Origin of the sequence: Domibacillus sp. (assembly GCF_031181085.1) — a bacterium.
Taxonomy (GTDB): Bacteria; Bacillota; Bacilli; order Bacillales; family Domibacillaceae; genus Domibacillus.
Genome location: NZ_JAPSLE010000005.1, coordinates 257321 through 279256, shown reverse-complemented (window position 1 = coordinate 279256; position 21936 = coordinate 257321). Strand labels below are relative to the sequence as shown.

At 45.1% G+C, this 21936-nt stretch carries 26 protein-coding genes and 1 other annotated feature; of the genes, 1 reads left to right on the top strand and 25 read right to left on the bottom strand.

The genetic code is table 11. The features are described 5' to 3' along the window. On the top strand, window positions 1–324 hold a 324-nt coding region (locus RIN81_RS10310; protein WP_309089845.1), incomplete at its 5' end, for a hypothetical protein. A 16-nt stretch (window positions 325–340) separates the two neighbouring features. Here RIN81_RS10310 and RIN81_RS10305 read toward each other — a convergent pair. The 25 genes from RIN81_RS10305 to mtaB form a co-directional block, all read right to left on the bottom strand. Beyond that, complete coding sequence (locus tag RIN81_RS10305; RefSeq protein ID WP_309089843.1) at window positions 341–1462, bottom strand: Nif3-like dinuclear metal center hexameric protein; 1122 nt, start codon at window positions 1460–1462, stop codon at window positions 341–343. Next, on the bottom strand, window positions 1449–2156 hold the full coding sequence (locus tag RIN81_RS10300; RefSeq protein WP_309089841.1) for a tRNA (adenine(22)-N(1))-methyltransferase: 708 nt from the start codon (window positions 2154–2156) through the stop codon (window positions 1449–1451). Before RIN81_RS10300 ends, RIN81_RS10305 begins: the two co-directional genes overlap by 14 nt. 96 nt (window positions 2157–2252) lie before the next feature. Continuing rightward, on the bottom strand, window positions 2253–2627 hold the full coding sequence (gene cccA / locus RIN81_RS10295) for a cytochrome c550 (RefSeq protein WP_242233433.1): 375 nt from the start codon (window positions 2625–2627) through the stop codon (window positions 2253–2255). Between the two features lie 135 nt (window positions 2628–2762). Then, window positions 2763–3296 carry a hypothetical protein gene (locus RIN81_RS10290; protein ID WP_309089839.1) on the bottom strand — a complete coding sequence of 178 codons (534 nt, stop codon included), beginning with the start codon at window positions 3294–3296 and terminating at the stop codon, window positions 2763–2765. Between the two features lie 100 nt (window positions 3297–3396). After that, window positions 3397–4524, bottom strand: a complete 1128-nt coding sequence (gene rpoD / locus RIN81_RS10285; protein ID WP_242233431.1) for an RNA polymerase sigma factor RpoD — start codon at window positions 4522–4524, stop codon at window positions 3397–3399. Window positions 4525–4556: 32 nt separating this feature from the next. Then, the gene (dnaG, locus tag RIN81_RS10280) at window positions 4557–6374 is read right to left on the bottom strand and encodes a DNA primase (RefSeq protein ID WP_309089837.1); all 1818 of its coding nucleotides are present in this window, start codon (window positions 6372–6374) and stop codon (window positions 4557–4559) included. A 238-nt stretch (window positions 6375–6612) separates the two neighbouring features. Continuing rightward, window positions 6613–7425, bottom strand: a complete 813-nt coding sequence (locus RIN81_RS10275; RefSeq protein WP_242233429.1) for a pyruvate, water dikinase regulatory protein — start codon at window positions 7423–7425, stop codon at window positions 6613–6615. 20 nt (window positions 7426–7445) lie between these two features. Continuing rightward, window positions 7446–8081 (bottom strand): transcriptional regulator CcpN, encoded by a 636-nt coding sequence (ccpN, locus tag RIN81_RS10270; RefSeq protein WP_309089834.1) that lies wholly within the window; start codon window positions 8079–8081, stop codon window positions 7446–7448. 91 nt (window positions 8082–8172) lie between these two features. Beyond that, the gene (glyS, locus tag RIN81_RS10265) at window positions 8173–10239 is read right to left on the bottom strand and encodes a glycine--tRNA ligase subunit beta (RefSeq protein ID WP_309089833.1); all 2067 of its coding nucleotides are present in this window, start codon (window positions 10237–10239) and stop codon (window positions 8173–8175) included. Beyond that, on the bottom strand, window positions 10232–11122 hold the full coding sequence (gene glyQ / locus RIN81_RS10260) for a glycine--tRNA ligase subunit alpha (protein WP_242233427.1): 891 nt from the start codon (window positions 11120–11122) through the stop codon (window positions 10232–10234). Before glyQ ends, glyS begins: the two co-directional genes overlap by 8 nt. Before the next feature lie 134 nt (window positions 11123–11256). Then, window positions 11257–11424: a binding site (T-box leader), on the bottom strand. 46 nt (window positions 11425–11470) lie between these two features. Further along, window positions 11471–12244 (bottom strand): DNA repair protein RecO, encoded by a 774-nt coding sequence (gene recO / locus RIN81_RS10255; RefSeq protein WP_309089831.1) that lies wholly within the window; start codon window positions 12242–12244, stop codon window positions 11471–11473. A gap of 23 nt (window positions 12245–12267) precedes the next feature. After that, a complete protein-coding gene (gene era / locus RIN81_RS10250; RefSeq protein WP_309089829.1) occupies window positions 12268–13176 on the bottom strand; it encodes a GTPase Era in 909 nt (302 codons plus the stop codon). Next, entirely contained in the window at window positions 13166–13567 is a 402-nt protein-coding gene (locus RIN81_RS10245) for a cytidine deaminase (protein ID WP_309089827.1), read from the bottom strand. The genes era and RIN81_RS10245 overlap by 11 nt, the downstream gene beginning before the upstream one ends. Before the next feature lie 14 nt (window positions 13568–13581). Beyond that, window positions 13582–13959: a diacylglycerol kinase family protein gene (locus RIN81_RS10240; RefSeq protein WP_309089825.1), complete on the bottom strand. Its 378-nt coding sequence runs from the start codon at window positions 13957–13959 to the stop codon at window positions 13582–13584. Then, on the bottom strand, window positions 13937–14407 hold the full coding sequence (gene ybeY / locus RIN81_RS10235; RefSeq protein ID WP_309089823.1) for an rRNA maturation RNase YbeY: 471 nt from the start codon (window positions 14405–14407) through the stop codon (window positions 13937–13939). Before ybeY ends, RIN81_RS10240 begins: the two co-directional genes overlap by 23 nt. Then, window positions 14391–15380 carry a PhoH family protein gene (locus RIN81_RS10230; RefSeq protein ID WP_242233422.1) on the bottom strand — a complete coding sequence of 330 codons (990 nt, stop codon included), beginning with the start codon at window positions 15378–15380 and terminating at the stop codon, window positions 14391–14393. Before RIN81_RS10230 ends, ybeY begins: the two co-directional genes overlap by 17 nt. A gap of 25 nt (window positions 15381–15405) precedes the next feature. Then, window positions 15406–16533 (bottom strand): sporulation protein YqfD, encoded by a 1128-nt coding sequence (locus tag RIN81_RS10225; protein WP_309089819.1) that lies wholly within the window; start codon window positions 16531–16533, stop codon window positions 15406–15408. Then, complete coding sequence (locus tag RIN81_RS10220) at window positions 16526–16792, bottom strand: YabP/YqfC family sporulation protein (protein ID WP_251271064.1); 267 nt, start codon at window positions 16790–16792, stop codon at window positions 16526–16528. Before RIN81_RS10220 ends, RIN81_RS10225 begins: the two co-directional genes overlap by 8 nt. A 51-nt stretch (window positions 16793–16843) precedes the next feature. Continuing rightward, window positions 16844–17161 (bottom strand): hypothetical protein, encoded by a 318-nt coding sequence (locus RIN81_RS10215; RefSeq protein ID WP_309089817.1) that lies wholly within the window; start codon window positions 17159–17161, stop codon window positions 16844–16846. 70 nt (window positions 17162–17231) lie between these two features. Continuing rightward, window positions 17232–18227: a flotillin-like protein FloA gene (gene floA, locus RIN81_RS10210; protein WP_309089815.1), complete on the bottom strand. Its 996-nt coding sequence runs from the start codon at window positions 18225–18227 to the stop codon at window positions 17232–17234. A 15-nt stretch (window positions 18228–18242) separates the two neighbouring features. Then, entirely contained in the window at window positions 18243–18947 is a 705-nt protein-coding gene (locus RIN81_RS10205) for an NfeD family protein (RefSeq protein ID WP_309089813.1), read from the bottom strand. A 116-nt stretch (window positions 18948–19063) separates the two neighbouring features. After that, window positions 19064–19510 (bottom strand): GatB/YqeY domain-containing protein, encoded by a 447-nt coding sequence (locus RIN81_RS10200; RefSeq protein WP_242233417.1) that lies wholly within the window; start codon window positions 19508–19510, stop codon window positions 19064–19066. Between the two features lie 14 nt (window positions 19511–19524). Then, window positions 19525–19698: a 30S ribosomal protein S21 gene (gene rpsU, locus RIN81_RS10195; protein WP_018393973.1), complete on the bottom strand. Its 174-nt coding sequence runs from the start codon at window positions 19696–19698 to the stop codon at window positions 19525–19527. Window positions 19699–19807: 109 nt separating this feature from the next. Further along, window positions 19808–20491: a deoxyribose-phosphate aldolase gene (deoC, locus tag RIN81_RS10190; RefSeq protein ID WP_242233416.1), complete on the bottom strand. Its 684-nt coding sequence runs from the start codon at window positions 20489–20491 to the stop codon at window positions 19808–19810. 109 nt (window positions 20492–20600) lie between these two features. Further along, on the bottom strand, window positions 20601–21932 hold the full coding sequence (gene mtaB, locus RIN81_RS10185; RefSeq protein ID WP_309089807.1) for a tRNA (N(6)-L-threonylcarbamoyladenosine(37)-C(2))-methylthiotransferase MtaB: 1332 nt from the start codon (window positions 21930–21932) through the stop codon (window positions 20601–20603). Between the last annotated feature and the right edge of the window lie 4 nt (window positions 21933–21936).

Here is a 21936-nt window from a genome sequence, read left to right as displayed (position 1 = left end):
AATGAGCAATCAAGGTTTTGTGTTGTTTTAGTTACAAGTCAACTAAATAAGCTAAAACAAAAAGACGAAAACCCCATTTTCGCAGAAGTTCTTTTCGAAAATAGAGTTTGTCTACACTCTGAAGCAGCTCCGTTTAAGGAGCTGCTTTCAGGCTGTCGACAAAGTCGACAGTCCTTTTTAATATTGAATGAGCAATCAAGATTTTGTGTTGTTTTAGTTACAAGTCAACTAAATAAGCTAAAACAAGAAGACGAAAACCCCATTTTCGCAGAAGTTCTTTTCGAAAATAGGGTTTGTCTACACTCTGAAAGCAGCTCCGTTTAAGGAGCTGCTTTTTCATTTACATAAATTGAAAAGGGTCTGTTTCAACGGCAGAAGCCACAAATTCAACAGTCCATTTTTTTCTAGAGGCCTGCTCGTGAAGAATGGCTGCTACGCCTTTTTTCATCACTTTCTCTACGTTATGCCCTGGATCGACAACAGCGAGGCCTTCAGCATCTGCATCATGCGCAGTGTGATAATAAAAATCACCTGTTACATACACGTCTGCTCCTTTACGCAGCGCCGTCTGCCAGTATTTGTTTCCGTCTCCGCCCAATACGGCTACTTTACGGACAAGACGTGCTTTATCACCGACTACTCTTACGCCTCCAGATTGCAATGACTCTTTCACATGCATAGCAAACTGCTCCAGTGTCATTTCCTGCGGAAGCAGGCCGATACGGCCCAGTCCAAGCGGTTCTCTTTTGTTTTGAAGCGGATAAATATCATAAGCTGCCTCTTCATATGGATGGGCTTTAAGCATGGCACTGAGCACTTTCTTCTCTATGTGGGCAGGATAAATAACTTCGATTTTTTCTTCCTGTACTGTTTCTAAGCGGCCGCCGGCTTGGCCGATAAAAGGCTCAGCTTCTTCACCAGGCTGAAAACGCCCTTCTCCTTGTTGAGAAAAAGAACAGTTTTGATAATTTCCAAGCGCTCCAGCGCCTGCTTTGCCAAGTGCCTCTCTTACGGCTTCTGCCTGATCGAGCGGCACAAAAACGGCCAGCTTTCTCAACTCTTCAGCTATGGTCGGCACGAGTACTTCTGTATTCGTTAAGTGAAGAGCGGAAGCCAGCAGGTCATTTACTCCGCCTTTCGCTACATCCAAATTCGTATGAGCAGCGTATACCGCAATATCATGCTTAATCAGCTTTTCAATGACTCTTCCTGCTGTCTGGTCCGTTTGAATGGCACCAAGCGGCCGGTAAATAAGCGGATGATGGGCTATAATCAAATCAATGTTTTCTTTGATCGCTTCATCTACGACGCTTTCAAGAACATCCAGCGCAATCATAACTTTTTTGCACGGCTTGTTTAAGCGGCCGATCTGCAATCCGATTTTGTCTCCTTCCATTGCATAAGATTTCGGTGAAAATCGTTCAAACAGCCCAATAATCTCATATCCGTTAGGCGTTTTCATCGGCGATCACTTCCTCAATCCACTGTTTTTTTTGTTTTAACTCGCTTTTTTTCTTTTCGGTGCCCTCTGTATGCTGGGCATCTGTTAAACGGCTGAGAACATGATTAATTTGGTCAAGTTCCCGCTGCCATTTCAGCCGGAATGCGTTGTTTTTTTGCTTTATCAAGAACGGTCCAAAGAGCAATTCCTTCGGCGACAAAGCACGTGACGAGCCGGCTGTAGCGCTGATAATCTCATACAATTGGCCATCTTCTTCTAAAATGGCTTCTTGTTCTATAGTCCAGCTATTTGCATCAAGCCATTCTCGAACTGCATGGCCGGCAATATTCGGCTGCAGAATGAGCTTTGCAACGCCGGCAAGCTTGCTCTTTCCTTCTTCTAAAATCGATGCGATCAGCGGACCTCCCATTCCTGCAATCGTGATGCACTCCACTTCTCCCGCTTCCAGCACAGCGAGTCCGTTTCCTTTACGCACATCAACTTTCTCTGACAACCCTTCTGACAGTACTTGCCGTCTCGCAGACTGAAAAGGGCCTTCTACCACTTCTCCCGCCACAGCCCGGTCTACCAGGTTTTTTTTCACCGCATAACAGGGCAGATAAGCATGATCTGAGCCAATATCCGCGATTGTTCTGGCTGGTTCAATAAACGAAACAACCGTTTCGAGTCTTTTTGATAACTGATTGCTATTCATATATGTTCACCGCTTTTTATTAAAATTCTTTCCTATCTTATCACATTTCAAAAGAAAAAAGGCCTTTGCATATAGAAAGGCCTTTGTGGAATGTTATTATTTAATTTCAGCCACCCAGGCTGCCATCGCCTCGGCGTTTTCCTGGGGAACAAGACCTGCCGGCATACTGCCTTTACCGTTTACCACAATATCCTGGATTTCTTCCTGGGAAAGCTTTTCTCCTACCCCAACGAGCGACGGGCCTGCACCGCCTTCATAGTTGCTGCCATGGCAGCCAATGCAAGAGGACTCATAGTGAGCCTCCGGATCAAATTTTCCCCCTGCCGCTGTTTCTCCGCCGCCTTCTTCTGCTGTCTTTCCTTCCTCGGCTCTTTCTTTTGCGTTATCAATTCCATCCAACGACAAAAAGAACATCAATCCGAGCCCGAATACCGCAATTAATAAAAATGGAATTAACGGATTACGATTCATGCTGTTTCCCCCTCTCTTTTTATGTAAAAAGAAAACTGAAAAATACAAACACTTATTATTTTACTTGAAAACAAAGGGTACGAAAAGGCTTACTTTAAAGTTTTTCCCCTTGCGGCAAATCATTCAGCTGCCCTTTTAGTTTTGCAGCCAGAAAAAGAGAAGCACGATAAGGCCCAATCCACCGGAAAAAGAAAAGTAAAACAGCTTGAGCTTTATACCGGTAAAAATCCAAAGCAGACAATTCACAGCAAGAAGCCCGTATAAAGTATAAGGATGATCATGAAAAATCCGGGTATTTAATTCCAAGGAGAGCAGCAAAAGCAGGACTGCAGCACCTAAAAAAAGCATAGGCGCCAGCACTTTTTGGCGTGAAAAATAAATAGCCAGCAGCAGCAGGCTTCCGACAAAACTTGTCAAAATCACTGTTTGCAAAAGAAAAGACAATTCCGTAAAATAGAGAATACATACAGCAACTGGCAATAAAAGCAGTGCAAGCAGTGCGGTTGACATGTGAATCCGCTTCAATCGGGCGCGTCTTCCTGCTTCTGTAAATTCTGTTCCCTGTGTATAAAGCGCTAATAAATAATCACAATAATGTGGAGGCAGCATTTGATTGTCTTTCCAGAGAAGTATTTCCTGAATAATAATGTCTTTTTTCGTTTGTTTCACCCTGCTTCACACCCCAATACACAATACTATTCGTGACCGGCAAGGATTATCCTGCTTTTTTGCACGAAAAAAGCCGGGAAAACCCGGCCTTGAATTTAACTTATTCTAAGAAATCCTTCAAACGTTTGCTGCGGCTTGGATGGCGGAGCTTACGAAGGGCTTTTGCTTCAATTTGGCGGATACGCTCACGCGTTACACCAAATACTTTACCTACTTCTTCAAGTGTCCGTGTCCGTCCATCATCAAGGCCGAAACGAAGGCGAAGAACATTTTCTTCCCGGTCCGTTAAGGTATCGAGCACGTCTTCAAGCTGCTCTTTCAACAATTCATAAGCAGCGTGTTCAGACGGAGAAGTCGCTTCCTGGTCTTCAATAAAGTCGCCAAGATGTGAATCATCTTCTTCCCCAATTGGTGTTTCAAGTGAAACAGGCTCTTGAGCGATCTTTAAAATTTCACGTACTTTTTCAGGTGTTAAATCCATTTCTTCCGCAATTTCTTCCGGTGCCGGTTCGCGACCGAGATCCTGAAGAAGCTGGCGCTGTACACGAATTAATTTATTAATCGTTTCAACCATATGAACCGGGATCCGAATGGTACGGGCCTGGTCAGCAATGGCACGGGTAATTGCCTGGCGAATCCACCATGTGGCATACGTACTGAATTTAAACCCTTTGCGGTAGTCGAACTTCTCAACCGCTTTGATTAAGCCCATATTTCCTTCTTGAATCAAATCAAGGAACAGCATGCCACGGCCTACATAACGTTTGGCAATGCTGACAACAAGACGCAGGTTCGCTTCTGCTAAACGTCGTTTTGCTTCTTCGTCTCCCTCTTCAATCCGGTGAGCCAGTTCAATTTCTTCCTGGGCAGACAAAAGATCAACACGGCCAATTTCTTTTAAGTACATACGAACGGGATCGTTGATTTTCACACCAGGAGGAACACTTAAGTCGTTTAAATCAAATTCCTCATTTTCTTTTTCAAGCTCCTGGATGTTCGGATCACCATCATCGTTGCTTTCTTCTTCATCAACGAGTTCTACTCCCTGCTCTGTAAGGGATTCGTAAAACTCATCAATCTGACCGGAATCCACTTCAAACGAGGCTAATTTGTCCGCTACGTAATTGTATGTTAATTCTCCTCTTTGTTTACCTGTCTCGATAATAAGTTCTTTTGCTTTTTCAAGTGTTAATTCAGCTTCTTTGGAACGTGTTGACTTTTCAGCCATTAGTCCCCCTCCTTCCAACTTCCTGGACAATCTTAGCGGGCGAGTTGTTTTTCAAGCGAAATGATTTCATGCAAAATTCGGGCAGCTCCTACATAATCATGACGTTTTTCTGCCTCAATCCGCTCTCTTTTTTTCTCTTCGATTTCCAAACGGCGATGCTGTTTTTGAATTTCTTTTACATAATCGGAAAGCTCTTCCTCGCCAGGCTCGCCGCTGACTGTTGTTAAGCTGATGTCAACAGCGAGACGCCTGAGCTGGCTGTCCTGCAGTACGGACAAAAAAGATGCCATATCCGGTTCTGTTGTTTGTTCATAATATCCAAGTAAATACGTAAACAGTGCCTGGTGCTCATCTATGGAAAACGAATCTCCTTGAAGCATCATTCGGATTCGTTCTGCGAGCTCAGGATTGGCCAGCATATGAGCCAGCAGTCTTCTTTCAGCTGTTTCATGACGCGGATACTGCCGGATCACCCGTTCCCGCTGTGGAACATTTCCGGAAACTTCCTCTTTTTGAGGCAGGGCCGGCCGCACCGGCCGTTTTTTTAGGAATAATGCTTTTTCCTGTTCCTGCAGTGCCTGCAGAGACAGCGAAAATTCATCAGCCAGCCGGCGTAAGTAATGATCCCGCTCTACTGCTTTTTTTAACTTAGAGATTTCTGTCAGCACTTCTTCAATATAGCGGAACTTTTGTTCATCATCCCGCATATTTTTTCCGCGCTTTAAAAACTCCATTTTAAACGCCATCAGTGTAAGCGAAGAATCCTTTATATAAGCAGAAAAAGCATCTGTACCTTTTTGCCTGATAAATTCATCAGGATCAAGCTGCTCGGGAAGAATCGTGACTTTTACGCCGATATCGTGACTGTCAAGCATATTGGCTGCTTTGTAAGCAGCATTTAAGCCAGCCTTGTCCCCGTCATAACAAATGACTGCTTGATCACAAATGCGCTTTAACTGCCTGATGTGCTCTTCCGTAAGGGCGGTACCCATAACGGCTACCGATTGATGAAAACCGGCTCTCACCGCTGCAATAACATCGGCAAACCCTTCAAAAAGGATAAATTGTTTTTGCTTTTTGATTGCTGTTCTTGCTGCATGAAAGTGGTACAAAAGGCTGCTCTTATGAAAAATGGGTGTCTCGGGTGAATTTAAATATTTTGGCTGCCCTTCTCCAAGATCGCGGCCGGAAAATCCGGATACACGCCCCTTTTGATCATGAAGGGGAAACATAATCCTGCCGCGAAACCGATCAAAGTAACGGCCGGTTCCTTCGTTTTTAACCAGCAGGCCAGCCTGTTCCATTCGTTCGACAGAAAAACCGCGTTTTGTAAGAATGTTTAACGCAAATTCAGGCTGCGGCAGTGCCCAGCCGATTTGAAAGCGGTCAATGTCTTCGTCTGTAAATCCGCGCTTGCGCAAATAAAAAAGCGCCTCACTTCCTTCTTCTGTATTCAGAAGCAGGTGCCGGTAAAATTTCGCCATCAGTTCATGCGCTTCATACAGATCGGCATTCTCATCTGTTTTTATCGTTTCTTCGCTTTCTGATGGGGAAATATCCAGTGTGACCCCTGCACGGTCAGCAAGTCTTGCCGCCGCTTCCTGAAACGGAATCTGGTCGATTTCCATTAAAAAGGTAAACGCGTTCCCTCCAGCACCGCAGCCGAAACAATGATAAATTTGTTTCTCAGGCGACACTGAAAAAGACGGTGAGTTTTCACCATGAAATGGGCATAAACCGAAGTAGTTCCGGCCCTGCTTTTTCAACTGAACATACTCTCCGATTACATCAGCGATCTCAACACCCTGTTTAATTTGCTGAATGGTTTCTTCAGGTATTCTTCTGGACAAATGACATCACCAGCTGTAAAATCGTATTTTGTTATTTATTCTACAAACGTGAGTAGAATCCTTCTTTTCGCACAAAAGTTCGTCGAAAAGAACTTCTTGCTGGGTAAAGACTGCCACCTGAAGGGTTACATAGATAGTTTATTCTTTTGAAGGCAGGTCTAAACCTTTTTGAACATTTTTATCACAATTTTTTATTATAGAACATTTCCATGAAAATGAAAAGTACATAATCGACTGATTATGTACTTTTTCGGCTTCGATAAAGGCTCATAATAATATTCGCTGTTTCTTCCACCGCTTTGTTGGTTACATCGATGACGTCGCAGCCAATTCTCGCCGTAATCTCCTCGAAATACGTCAATTCTTTTTTGATACGTTCTACATCGGCATAGCTGGCGCTGTCGTCCAGTCCTAAAGAAATCAGCCGCTCACGACGAATCGAATTCAGCTTTTCTGGACTGATCTTCAAGCCGATGCACTTTTCTTTTGGAATCGTAAATAATTCCTGCGGCGGGTCCACTTCCGGCACAATCGGTACATTTGCTACTTTTACCCGTTTATGGGCTAAAAATTGTGAAAGCGGCGTTTTGGATGTGCGCGATACACCGATTAAGATAATATCGGCTTTTAACAATCCGCGGGGATCGCGTCCATCATCGTACTTTACCGCAAATTCAATCGCATCCACCTTCTTGAAATAATCCTCATCCAGGCGCCGTACAAGCCCCGGTTCGAATAATGGCTGCATGGTATACATTGATTCAAGCTGGTCCATAAGCGGGCCGATTAAGTCAATGACCTCTATATTATTCACATCCGCAGATTTAATCATGTATGCACGAATATCCGGCTTTACAAGCGTGTATACAATAATCCCGCCATCTTCCCTGGCCAGGTTAATGACCTCATCAATATGGGAGGGGTCCTCTACGTAAGGAAATCGTTTAATGACGGCATGAGGGCCGCTGAACTGGCTTAAAGCTGCTTTTGTGACAAGTTCTGCTGTTTCACCGACGGAATCGGATACAATATAAATGATCGGATCATTCATGCATGGTAGCCGCCTTTCTTTTAATGATCATCTGTCAGGGACACAAGAGCACGGGTAATCGTTGTTTTGGTGACCCTGCCGGTTACTTCCTGCCCTTTATCGGTTTTTTTCACAACAGGCACGCAGTCGATTTGTTTCTCAAGCAGTGTTTTTGCTACATCCAGAAGCAAATCATCCCGCTCACAAACCGCAATATTAGGCATCCGCGTCATAATAATATTGACGGGAAGAGAGTTTAAATCCTGCTTACCGATACTGGCTCGAAGCAAATCTTTTCTTGATAGGACACCTGATAAGCAAAAGGATTCATCCACCACAAACAAGGTGCCGACGTCTTCAAGAAACATGGTAACGATCGCATCATAGACGGTTGACTGCTCCTTCACCACGATGGGCACCGCTTGGAAGTCGCGCACATACAGTTTCATTAAACTCTCCGTCATAAGCTGCGGACCGGACTTTCCTGTGTAAAAATAACCGACACGCGGACGCGCATCCAAGAACCCGGCCATTGTTAAAATAGCCAGGTCCGGACGCAGTGTAGCACGGGTCAGGTTAAGCTGGTCCGCTATACTTTCTCCTGTAATCGGACCGTTTTCTTTTACAATTTCAAGAATTTTTTCCTGCCGTTTATTTAGTTCCATCGTCCTCACCATCCCGTCAATATAAATCCCGTTGTTTTATGTCGTCTTCTTATTATAACTTATTTTTCCTGATTCAACAGCGGGCACCGCAGGATGGACCGGTTTATTTTACAAGAACAGCCGGCACTTCTGCGAAGTCAAGAATAAAGCGGGCCAGATGCGTCATCATCGCTAAGCGGTTTTGTTTAAGCGCCTCGTCTTCTGCCATGACCATTGTATGATCAAAATAATCTTCAATAGCTGGTTTTAAGGACGCAAGAAGGCTGTAACGGGCTTCCGCTGATCCCGTCTGGTTCCATTCACTTTGTAACGTCTCATATCCTTTATACAATGCTGCTTCCTGGTCGTTTTCAAACAATGATGGATTTACCGTGTGTTCACCGGCTGCTTTTCTTGAAATATTCACAATGCGGCTCAGCGCTTCCATCGTTTCCTTGAAATCATCATCTTCTTTATGGGCCATTAACACCGCAGCTGTTTCTTCCATGCTCTTCAGCGTTCCTGCTTTTGTTAAAACAGCATCAATAATGTCATATCGAATGCCTTTTTCCTGAAGAATATGCTTCACACGAAGCGAGAAGAAAGAGCTGATTTCCTCTTGAAGTGTTTCGGCTGTTTTATCACCTACATGGTCTGCAAGCACTTCTTTAATTGCAGCAGCAATTACGTCTTTAAGCGGTACATTCCAGTTCTGCTCCAGCATCGTCTGCACAATACCTGCTGCCTGACGGCGAAGGGCGTACGGATCTTGAGAGCCGGTAGGGATAATTCCAACTGCGAAGCAGGCCGTAATTGTATCAAGCTTATCTGCGATGCTGACAAGGGCGCCTGTTTTCGTTACCGGAACGGCATCATCTGCTGAACGCGGCATATAGTGCTCATTAACCGCCACAGCTACTTCTTCTTTTTCACCTTTTTGACGGGCATATTTTTCACCCATCACGCCTTGCAGCTCTGGAAATTCATACACCATTTGTGTAACAAGGTCAAACTTGCAAATTTCTGCTGCGCGGTCTGCCAACGCTTTTACTTCGTCTGTTGCACCGATTAACTGGGCGAGACTTGCTGTAATACGGCGAATCCGGGACACTTTTTCTGACAGTGTGCCAATTTTTTCGTGATACACAATTCTTTCCAGCTTTTGAAGAGAATCTGCAATCGGCGTTTTCTGATCTTCTTTGTAAAAGAAGTCGGCATCTGCTAAACGGGCACGCAATACTTTTTCGTTGCCGCGTGCGACTTTCTCAATCCCATGAGTGTTGCCGTTGCGGACGGTAATAAAATGAGGCAGCAGCGTACCGTCTGCATCTTTAACTGGGAAGTAACGCTGGTGCGCTTTCATAGACGTAATCAGCACTTCTTCCGGCAGATCCAGAAACGCTTCATTGAATGAACCGGAAAGCGCCGTAGGATATTCGACGAGGTTATTCACTTCCTCTAAAAGCGATTCATCTACAGGAATAGACCAGTTATTTTGATTTTCCAGCTCTTTCAATTGGGCCAGGATCATGCTGCGGCGTTCGTCTGGATCTGCAACGACAAATTCGCCTTTTAACGTATCCACATATGCTGCTGGCTCTGAAATAAGAGCTGACGTACCCAGGAACCGGTGCCCCGCCGTTTGATTTCCGGCTTCAACATTTGCTGCCTCGAATGAAATGACGTTCTGTCCAAACAGGGCTGCTACCCATTTAATCGGACGCACGTAGCGAATGTCATTGGAGCCCCACCGCATGTTTTTGCCGAATGTTAAAGAAAGCACAACATCTTCAAGGCCTGAAAGAAGCGCGGCTGTTTCCTGCCCTTTGACGAACTTTTTCACATGCGCGTATTCAACACCCTTTATTTCTTTAAAGTAAATATCATCTGTTGTCATACCCTGGCCTTTTGCAAAGCCAATGGCCGCTTTTGACCATTCGCCATCTTCTGTCTGCGCAATTTTTTTAGCCGGGCCTTTTGCTTCTTCATTAATATCTTCCTGTGCTTCCGAGACATTTTTCACAAGGACGGCAAGACGTCTTGGCGTCGAGTATGTTTGAACATCTCCAAAGCTGATGTTTAGCTCTGTTAAAAAAGCGGCTGTTTTATCGCCCAGCTGCTTCATGGACTGCGTTACAAAACGGGCCGGCATTTCCTCCAGGCCGATTTCTAATAAAAGATCTTTACTCATGAGCCGCGTCCCCTTTCCGGTTTAAAATCGGGAAGCCTAATTTTTCCCGCTCTTCATAAAATGTTTTCGCTACTTGACGGGCAAGATTCCGCATCCGTCCAATGTAAGCTGTCCGTTCCGTAACTGAAATGGCTCCCCGGGCATCAAGTACATTAAAAACGTGCGAACATTTCAACACATAATCGTATGCCGGATGAACAAGCCCCTCGTCCATTTGGCGTTTTGCTTCTTTTTCGTATACGCTGAACAAGTTAAACAGCATATCTGGATCAGACGTTTCAAATGTATATTTTGAATGCTCAAATTCTGGCTGATAAAAAATGTCATGCACGGTAAATCCGTTTGTCCATTCCAGTTCAAAAACATTTTCTTTGTCTTGAATATAAGAAGCCAGACGTTCGATACCATAGGTAATTTCAACGGACACCGGCTTGCACTCAAGTCCTCCAACCTGCTGGAAATACGTAAATTGAGTGATTTCCATCCCATCAAGCCATACTTCCCAGCCAAGGCCAGCGCAGCCAAGCGACGGGTTTTCCCAGTTATCTTCTACAAAACGGATATCATGTTCAAGCGGATCAATACCAAGCGCTTTTAATGAATCCAAATACAATTCCTGAATATTGTCTGGAGACGGCTTCATAATAACTTGAAACTGATGGTGCTGATACAAACGGTTTGGATTGTCTCCATAACGCCCATCTGCCGGACGGCGGGACGGCTCTACATAGGCTACATTCCACGGCTCCGGCCCAATAGCCCGCAAAAATGTATAAGGGCTCATCGTACCTGCTCCTTTTTCTACATCGTACGCCTGCATTAAAATGCAGCCTTGATCTGACCAATGCTTCTGGAGCGTTAAAATCATCTCTTGAATATTCACTTTACTTCCTCCTTTTTATTAATAAAGCGCAGGACGTCTCTCGACCTGATCGTATCGAAAGCTGGAAAATCATTTAAAGAAAAAAGTTATTTTAACAGCAAAAAGCCCGTCCCTATGTAGCACAAAATTGTGTACATAGGGACGGGCTTTTGCCCGCGGTTCCACCCTATTTGCCAAATGGCCGCTTTCTTTAAAACGTGCTCCAGAGTGCCCCTTCAGCCTGTTTCTTTACCTGGCTCACACCGCCCCAGGCTCGCTTGAAAAGAAAAACCACGCTTACTTGTTTCCTTCACTGCACTTGATTATTTGCTTTTGTCTATTAAACGGTAATGCATAACGATCTTTTTGTCAATCATCGGCCTCATCTTTTTTAAAGGCATTTTCAAACCGTTCCATTTGTTCCAAGAACCGGCGCGATTTTAAAAACAAGCCGGCATACTCGTCATAATACATGGAAATAGCCGACCGCAGCTCTTTTTTCGTTGATTCCTTCACATCAATAGAGCCAAGGCGGTCCAAGTCAAAAAAGTAAAAAAGCCTCAGCAGACGGATCGCGGCTGGGGAAAGCGGAAGATAGTAAGGATCTTTGTCAAAACAGCGGTGGCAGATTAAGCCGTTTTCCCGAATAGAGAAGCCAAAACGCCCTTCTGTTTCACCGCATACGGCACAGGAAGAAAGCTCGGGCCGGAGCCCGACGTGTGCCAGCATTTTCATTTCGAAAATATTGGTCACAATAGCCGGGTCCATCCCTTCGTTGATGTACACCAGACTTTTACGAACGAGCTCAAACAGCGGTGCGCCCCCTTCACCATCCTCGGTCGTTCGGTCGGTCATCTCAACAATGTAGGCCGCATAAGCTGTTTTTACCAAGTCTTCCCGAATATGGCGCATGGAATCAAGCGTTTCTCCCTGCTGCATGGTGCCAAGCCCGCGGCCGCCCTGCACAAGAAAATACCCATGTGTAAACGGCTGGGTAACACCGGAAAGCCGGCTGTTTGTTTTTTTGGCTCCCCGCGCCACTGCCCCTCTTTTTCCTTTTTCACGTGTCAGCATGGTGACAATTTTATTCGTTTCTCCATAATCATTGGTCCGGAGCACGATGCCTTCACACTTTTCAAGCATGCTGCCCACTCCTTCTCAAGCCCTTAATATTCGTCTTCTTTAAAACCGAAGTCGCGTAAATTTGCCGATTTGTTGCGCCAGTCTTTTTGTACTTTTACCCATAGCTCTAAAAATACTTTTGAACCGAGCAAATGCTCAATATCCCGGCGTGAACGCTTGCCGATTTCTTTTAAAAGCGCTCCTTGCTTGCCGATGACAATTCCTTTTTGTGAATCCCGTTCCACAATAATGGTCGCCATCACATCGATCATATCTTTGCCATCACGCTTGGAGATTTTATCAATCACAACCGCAATCGAGTGCGGTACTTCTTCACGAGTTAAATGCAGCACTTTTTCACGAATTAATTCTGAAACAATAAAGCGCTCAGGGTGATCGGTTACTTGATCAGCCGGATAGTACTGCGGGCCTTCCGGCAGCATTTTCTCCACTTGCTCAAGCAAACGGTCTACATTATTTCCTTCAAGCGCTGAAATCGGCACAATCTCAGCAAACGGAAGAAATTCTTTGTATTGCACGATTAATTCCATCAATTTGTCCGGATGAATACGGTCAATCTTATTAATGACAAGAAAAATAGGTGTTTTCACGTCTTTCAGCTTGTCGATAATAAATTCATCGCCTCCGCCAAATCCTTCTTCTGCGTTGATCATAAAAAGAATGAGATCGACTTCCTTTAACGTATTGACAGCGGTTTTCATCATAAAATCCCCAAGCTTATGCTTCGGCTTATGAATCCCCGGCGTATCGATAAACACCATTTGGGCGTTCTCTGTTGTTAAAACGCCCTGCACTTTGTTACGGGTTGTCTGGGGTTTGTCGCTCATAATGGCGATTTTCTGGCCGATTACCCGATTTAAAAAAGTTGACTTACCGACATTCGGGCGGCCGATAATAGCAATAAATCCTGATTTGTGTGTGTTATTCTCCATTTAAATCCTCCGGTGAAAAAGCGCCCGGCAAAAGCTCTGCTACGGTCAGTGTCTGCACGTCGCCTTTCAAATTTGTTAAAATAACCGGCATGTCCGGCGGGCAAAGCTCCGCAATCACCTGCCGGCACGCTCCGCACGGCGGCACAGGCCGGTTCGTGTCTGCTACAACAGCAATGGCTGCATACTCGCTTGCGCCTTCAGACCAAGCTTTAAAAATAGCGGTACGTTCAGCACAGTTCACAACGCCATATGCGGCATTTTCAATATTGCATCCGCCAAATATCTGCCCATCTTTTGTCAGCAGTGCAGCGCCTACTTTAAAGTTCGAGTAAGGAACGTACGCTCGTTCACGCGCCTGCTTTGCCGCTTCCATAAGCTGTTGTTTATTCATGTTCATTCACCTCATTAAAGTTTCGGAATAAATAAAAGGCAGCCAATGGTCACCGCTGCAATGGCAAAAAGCAGAACGGCTCCCGCTGCCAGGTCTTTCGCCATTTTTGCGAGCGGCCTGTATTCTTCCGTGACAAGATCCACTGTTTTTTCAATGGCTGTATTCACCATTTCAAGTGACATAACACCTGCTATCGTTAAAAGCAGTACACACCATTCCGTTCGGGTAAGCTCAAAAATAAAACCGGCTGCAGATATCAATATACCTGCAGCAATATGCACGCGCATATTCGGTTCAGACAAAGCGAGCTTCAGCCCATTTCCAGCGAAGCGAAATGAAGAAAAAAGTCTTTTTATGTGAAAAGACCGTTTATCTTTCAAGTCCGTACGCATCCAAAATATCTTTTTGGCGGCTGATCATCTCTTTTTCATCTTGTTTATTCATGTGGTCATACCCAAGAAGGTGCAAAAAACCGTGAACCGTTAAAAAACCAAGCTCCCGTTCAAAAGAGTGGCCGTATTCTTCTGCCTGCTCCTTTGCCCGGTCAATGGAAATAATAATATCGCCTAATATACGGGGCATATCTGTTCCAGTAATGGTCACTTCATCTTCGCCCATTTCTTCAAGAGCAAATGAAATCACGTCAGTCGGGGCGTCCTTGTCCCGATAATCGCGGTTAATTTCCTGAATCCGCCCGTTGGTTACAAACGTGACAGAAACTTCACTGCCGTCTGGCACAGCTTCTTTCTCGGCTGCCAGCTGAAGCAGTTCTTCAGCAAGCTTTTCTACTCCTTCTTCAAGCTTGTTCGTTTCGTCCAAAAAATCAACGACGAGTGCCATGCTGGCCATCTCCTTTTTCCGCTTTTTCATATGCTGTAATGACTTTTGCCACAAGTGGATGACGCACAACATCCGTCCCTGTTAAATGAATAAACGAAATGCCAGAAGTGTTTCCAAGTACCTGTTCTGCTGACACAAGACCTGAAGCAGCGCCTTTTGGCAGGTCAATTTGTGTGCGGTCACCTGTGATGACCATTTTAGAGCCGAAACCGAGACGCGTTAAAAACATCTTCATTTGTGCATTCGTTGTATTTTGCGCTTCATCTAAAATAACAAAAGCATCATCAAGCGTACGGCCCCGCATATAAGCAAGCGGCGCCACTTCGATTGTTCCCCGTTCAATCATACGCTCGGTATGTTCTGCACCAAGAACATCATGAAGTGCATCATATAATGGACGCAGGTACGGATCGACTTTTTCCTTTAGGTCTCCTGGGAGAAAGCCAAGGCTCTCGCCTGCCTCAACGGCCGGGCGTGTTAAAATAATTCGTTTCACCTGGCCGTTTTTCAATGCACGCACAGCCATTACAACAGCAAGGTATGTTTTACCGGTTCCAGCAGGCCCGATGCCAAAAACAATGTCCCTGCCGCGAATGGCTTCAATGTAATCCCGCTGGCCCAGCGTTTTAATGCGAATAGACTTTCCTTTCGCATTCTTTGTGATTTCTTCTTCATACAGTTCATCTAAATATTCAATTGTGCCATTTTTAGCCATTTGAACAGCATTAATGACATCGCGTTCACTTATATTGATTTGCTTGCGAATGACAGCAAGCAGCTGCTCCACCACTACCCGTGCTTTTTCAACGTTTTCCGCGGTTCCAGATAAATGAACCGCTTCTCCCCGTGTTACCATTGATACGTGGAATTCTTCTTCCATGATCGTTAAATGACGATCAGAAACGCCGAATAATAGGACGGCTTCGTTTTGGTCGCCGAGAGCGACGGCTGCTGACTTCAATTCTTCCTGCATTCAATCATTCTCCTTAGCTGCCACGTTAGTTAATTGCAATATTTTCAAGTACTTGGAAGTGTATAATCACCTTTACTTTACCACTTTCAGACCGCTTCTGTAAAACGTTTTCGCCTACCACTTCCGCTTCTTTAGGAAGTTTAGCCATCAATGTCGCTTTCGCTGCCTGAACGGCTCTTTCTTCTTGTTCCGCTTCCGTTTCTACCGTTCCAGCCGGCTTTAATGCATACTCTGTTTCAGTCCGCACCGAAAAAGGAAGCTGATAAGAAAAAAAGTGAAAAGAATAGCGGTTTTCCTCCCTCTGAATAGACCCTTTCAAAGACGAAGGCTTCCATAAGGCATACTCTTTTTCACCAATTGAAAAGAAGATATGTTTTCTATTTTCCCCATTTCTCGTTTTTAATGCGCCGCCTCCAAGCGTAACGGTTGCTTTATACCATGTTTCTGCCGTAACGGTCCCGGAAGCCGGCTTTTTTTTTGTTCCCTTAATCAGCCGGTCTCCAGCTTCTACAAAATCACCGCGCTGCACTTCCGACACACCGTACTTAATAAACATATCCTGAATAACACCCGATTTTACAGCCTTTACATGCCGTGTTTTAGCCGTATCGCGCGGAGGCGGATGTTCCGAGGAAACATCCACTACGTACACGACTCCTTTTTTTTGAATTAAAAAACGCACTACACCGGGTATATCCTGCACAGCACGCCTGGATATCGATTCGGTATCTACATCGTTCAGGCGAATTGCTCCTTCACGGATTCCTTCTTTTTTCAAAAAAGCCCGGACGTCTCTTTCCAGTTCGTCATCCGCCCCCTGTATATCGATTCGAATAATCATCGCAGACAGCAAAACCATCACCAGAAAAAAGCACAGGCTGGCAACGAGGAATGGCGCATAGCGGATGACCCGCTTTTTCAAAAAAGGAAGGCCAGTCCGTTCCTTGAACCGAACGGTGCCTGAAAAGCGTCTTGCTTCCTGCCGAAGCTTGCTTATGTCTTCAAGGCACAGGGTGAATTGAACTTCATTTTGGCGGCTGTACTGAATGTTTTTTAAGGTGACGCCGCGCTGGTGCAGTCTGCCAGGAAATAAAGGGGCCTCTTCTCCTCTGACCAGCACGGTTACAGCGCCTTTTACAAAAAAGTCAGCCAAATCGTTTTTCCTTTAAGCAAACGCTTGTCATTGTTCCTTCAATCACCACTTCAGAGGGCATGAGTTCCAGGACCTCAAGTGATTTCCCCTGTATTTCAAGCACAGCATCCGACAGCTGGATGCGCACAGTCCGGTCAGTAAATTGCTCAAGCTTTTCGGCATTGTAAACCGCTACTTTATTCATGCCAATGACCACTACTCTCGGAATGCGGCCGATAGCATCTTCCGGCAGCCCGGCCATTTTCCCCATCCATTTCATTAAAAGCGCCCCTTTCTTTTTCATATATCTATGAAAAAAAAGGGGCACTCATCACTTTTTACGCTTCGACTTTGGCGGGCCAAGAACTTCAGACAGGATAATTCCTTTTATCATGTCTTCTCCCGTCCATGTATCAATGACCGAGATCGGCTCTTGTTTTTTTGTTCGGTTTACCCGAGCAGGGCGTGACTTGCTTTTTTCCTCTCTTAGTACCGGCTGCGTATTCGGCTGTTTTAATTCGACCGGTATTGCTGCCTTCACGTTTGCACGCTGATCTTCTAGACGGCCGGCTAAATCCTTTACTTTCCGTTCGGCTTTTTGTTTATGAGATTTAGGCGTTTCCTGCTTTTCTTTTTTATTAAAAAGCATTGAGATCAAACCGGCAATAACGGCAATAATGAGTGCTTCTATTGCGATGACCCCCTTTTACATTGGATTATTAATCCTGATTATGATCTTTTTTCTTTTCCCCAAGACCGCTGATTGCATCACGCATATCTGTGTCCGCAGAAAGATTTTGGATATTTAAATAGTCCATCACGCCAATATTACCGGCACGCAATGCTTCTCCCATCGCACGAGGTACATCTGCCTCTGCTTCTACAACTTTTGCCCGCATTTCTTCTACGCGCGCTTTCATTTCCTGCTCTTTCGCTACCGCCATTGCACGGCGTTCTTCTGCTTTTGCCTGGGCAATATTTTTATCGGCTTCTGCTTGCTCTGTCTGCAGCTCAGCGCCTATGTTTTTGCCAATATCTACATCTGCAATATCAATGGACAAAATCTCAAAAGCCGTCCCCGAATCCAGTCCTTTATTTAAGACAGTTTGAGAAATCATATCCGGATTTTCTAATACTTTTTTATGGTGTTCGCTTGAACCTATAGTTGAAACGATCCCTTCGCCGACGCGGGCTACAATTGTTTCTTCTCCGGCTCCTCCGACGAGGCGGTCAATATTTGCACGCACGGTAATACGCGCTTTTGCTTTTACTTCGATTCCATTCATGGCAACCCCTGCAATAAATGGTGTTTCAATCACTTTTGGATTTACGCTCATTTGAACCGCTTCAAGTACATCACGGCCAGCGAGGTCAATCGCAGCCGCCCGTTCAAACGTCAGGTCGATATTGGCACGATGAGCGGCAATCAGCGCATTTACCACACGGTCAACGTTGCCCCCGGCCAAATAATGGCTCTCAAGCTGATTAATGGTTAAGCCAAGGCCCGCTTTGGATGCTTTAATAAGCGGATTCACAACACGGCTTGGTATAACCCGGCGCAGCCGCATACCAACCAATGTAAAGATGCTAATTTTCACCCCGGCTGCCAGGGCAGAAATCCAAAGCGCGACCGGCACAAGTGTTAACAAAATACTGAGTAAAATAATGACTCCAATCACCACGACAATTAAAAGAACGGTATTTCCTACAACCATACGATCCTTCCTCCTTTAGGACTCAATTTCTCTAACAACAACCCGGACACCTTCTGTTTTTACGACGGCTACCTCTACGCCTGCGGGAATGAAAACACCTTCCGCCACTGCATCAATGCGCTCTCCGCCAATCACAACCGTCCCTGATGGACGCAGAGGTGTTTTCGTTCTACCTGTTTTCCCGATTAAGTCTGTGCGCGTCACATTCGACACATAGCCGCGTTCAGTATCCGTCGAATCACTTAAAATAAACTTTTTTAAAAATTTCATTTCTTTTCCCAACACCTTTACCATCAAAATCAGTACTGCAGTTGCTACTAAAAAGGCGATCAATAGGGAAACGGCCATCCATAGCATGCTTGCACCGGCAAAAAGCACTCCTGCGGCAAAGAGGAGAAAGCCTAAAAAACCGATAACCCCGCCTGGTAAAACGACTTCGGCCAGAATAAAAAGAACACCAACAATGATAAGCAGAACGGTTGATATCCCGGCATCACCTGACATCATATGGCCTGCTATAAAGATGATTAATGCAAGGGTGGCAGCCATCCCGGGCAGTCCGAAGCCTGGTGTAAACAATTCCAAAATAAAACCTGCCAGCATAACGGATAACAAAATCATGACCGTAATGGGGTGTGTCGAAAACTCAATAAACCGGTCACTCCAGTTAAAGGCCGTTAAAACTGGAAAACCTGCCAGCAGCCCTGTCCAATTTCTCATGTCACTCGATTTCACCGCCTTTCTGTAGGTTGTTTCTTATTTATACGGAATAAACAGGAAAAAAGTTTCATAAAATAAAATAAAAAAACTGCCGCCCAATTAAGGACGGCAGCTTTTTAGGAAAGCTTTTGCTGAACAAGACGGTTGACAAGTGATCCATCCGCTTTGCCTTTTACTTTTGGCATAAGCGCAGCCATCACTTTCCCCATGTCTGATTTTGCAGAAGCGCCTGTTTCAGCGATTGTTTCTTCCACAATGGCTGATACTTCTTCTTCTGAAAGCTGTTCCGGCATATATTCGTTCACGTAAGTCAGTTCAGTCTGAATTTTGGCCACAAGATCCTCACGGCCGGCTTTTTCAAACTCGTGGAGGGAGTCTTTGCGCTGTTTCACTTCGCGAGAAAGGACTGTCAGTTCTTCCTCTTCCGTCAGGTCGCGGCCGCCTGCTTTAATACTTTCATTTTGCAATGCAGCTTTGAGCATGCGGATGACTGTCAGCTTTTCTTTCTCTTTGTTCTTCATCGCTTGCTTCATCTCATCATTAAGACGTCCGAGAAGACTCATATAAAAACCTCCTCTTAGAACTTACGTTTACGAGCTGCTTCTGATTTCTTTTTGCGTTTCACGCTTGGTTTTTCATAAAATTCGCGCTTTCTGTACTCCTGCAGGGTGCCAGTTTTAGAAACAGTTTTCTTGAAACGGCGAAGAGCATCTTCAAGCGATTCGTTTTTGCGAACAACAGTTTTTGACATTTCTTTTTCCCTCCCTCCGAACACATTACGATGGAAATTCCATGTACTGCATTATTATAATACATGCATAGTATTCGGTCAAGAAACTTTCTTTACAAAAGATTCATAATTAATATCCGGCTTCCCCTTCAACTCCGGTTACAATGGCGATTCCTGAGCTTGCACCGATTCGTGTCGCTCCTGCTTTCACCATTGTCATTGCATCCTGCTGGGTACGAACGCCTCCTGAAGCTTTTACGCCTACTTTAGGCCCGACGGTTTCACGCATTAAGCGTACATCTTCTTCCGTTGCTCCGCCTGCTGAAAAGCCGGTTGATGTTTTAACATAATCCGCTCCTGCAGCCACTGCGAGCTCGCATGCTGTTTTCTTTTCTTTTTGCGTTAACAGGCTTGTTTCAATAATGACTTTTACAAGCGCTTTTCCCTGCGCAGAAGCCACGACCGCTTTGATATCTTTTTGAACAGTTTCAGTATCGCCGTCTTTTAAAGCGCCAATATTGATCACCATATCGACTTCTGTCGCTCCGTGCTCAATCGCTGTTTTTGTTTCAAACGCTTTTACTTCCGTCAGCGTAGCGCCAAGCGGAAACCCGATCACTGTACAAACCTTTACTTCTGATCCCCGCAGGAGTTCGGCCGCCTGCTTGACTCGTGCCGGATTCACACAGACCGATGCAAAGCCGTGCCGGTTTGCTTCCTCACAAAGCTTCGCAATTTCTTCCTGTGTGGCATCTGCTTTTAACAGCGTATGGTCAATTGTTTTAGCAATATTTCCAAATGTATCGGTAATCATCTTCATGATCCCCTTTCGGTTAGTTGTCCGTACCTCTTTAGTTTACCATTATTCCGGGCGGCTTGCGAGAAACAGCAGCAAAAAAGCCGGCGCAGCGGCCGGCTTTGGATTATGCATGAACTGGTTCAAGAACACGGACAAACTGTCCTTCGTTGTATGGGTAGCCAGCTTTTGTAATCTTCACTTTTACAATTTTCCCTACCATATCTTCTGTAGCCGGGAAAACCACTTTTAAGTAATTGTCGGTATAACCGCTGTAAAGCCCTTCTCCGCCTTCTCCAAAAGGTTCTTCCGGAATCACTTCGAGCACTTCGTTTTCAAAACGGGCTGCGTATTCTTTCGCAAGCTGATCGGACAGGGCGATTAATTTATGAACACGCTCATTTTTCACTTCTTCATCTACTTGATCTTCCATTCGGGCTGCCGGCGTACCCGTCCGTTTTGAATACGGGAATACGTGCAGCTCGGAGAAACCATGTTCTTGAATAAAGTTGTATGTCTCCATAAATTCTTCTTCTGTTTCGCCTGGGAAGCCCACAATAACGTCAGACGTTACAGCAAGTCCTGGAAGTGCTTTTTTCAGCCGGTTTAAGCGGTCTGCAAAAGCGGCCATTGTATACTTGCGGCGCATCCGTTTTAATACTGTGTCCGAACCGGACTGAAGCGGAATATGCAGGTGACGGACCACAATATTTGACTGGTCAATCACATCAATTACTTCATCGGTTAACTGACTTGCTTCAATCGAAGAAATACGGATTCGTTTTAATCCAGGCACCTTCGCTTCAAGATCACGAAGAAGCATTGCCAGATTGTAATCCTTAAAGTCAGACCCATAACCGCCGGTATGAATACCCGTTAAAACGATTTCCTGATAGCCGGACTCGACAAGCTGTTTTGCCTGACGAATGACTTCTTCCGGATCACGCGAACGCATTAAGCCGCGTGCCCATGGAATAATACAAAACGTGCAGAAGTTATTGCAGCCTTCTTGAATTTTCAAAGAAGCACGAGTCCGGTCCGTAAATGCCGGCACATCCAGTTCTTCATATACGCGATTCTTCATAATATTGCCTACCGCATTGATCGGCTGGCGCTCCGCTTTAAATTGCTCGATATAATCAAGCATCTTGACACGATCCTGTGTCCCTACAACAATATCTACTCCTGGAATGGCCATAATTTCAGCCGGGGATGTCTGCGCATAGCAGCCAGTTACACAAATAACCGCATCCGGATTTTTGCGCACTGCGCGCCGGATTACCTGCCGGCTTTTTTTGTCACCTGTATTGGTAACGGTACACGTATTAATTACATAAACGTCAGACGTTTTTTCAAAATCTGTACGTTCATAGCCTTGCTGCTCAAACAGCTGCCAGATTGCTTCTGTTTCGTAATGGTTTACTTTGCAGCCTAATGTATGAAATGCCACTGTTGGCATGTTG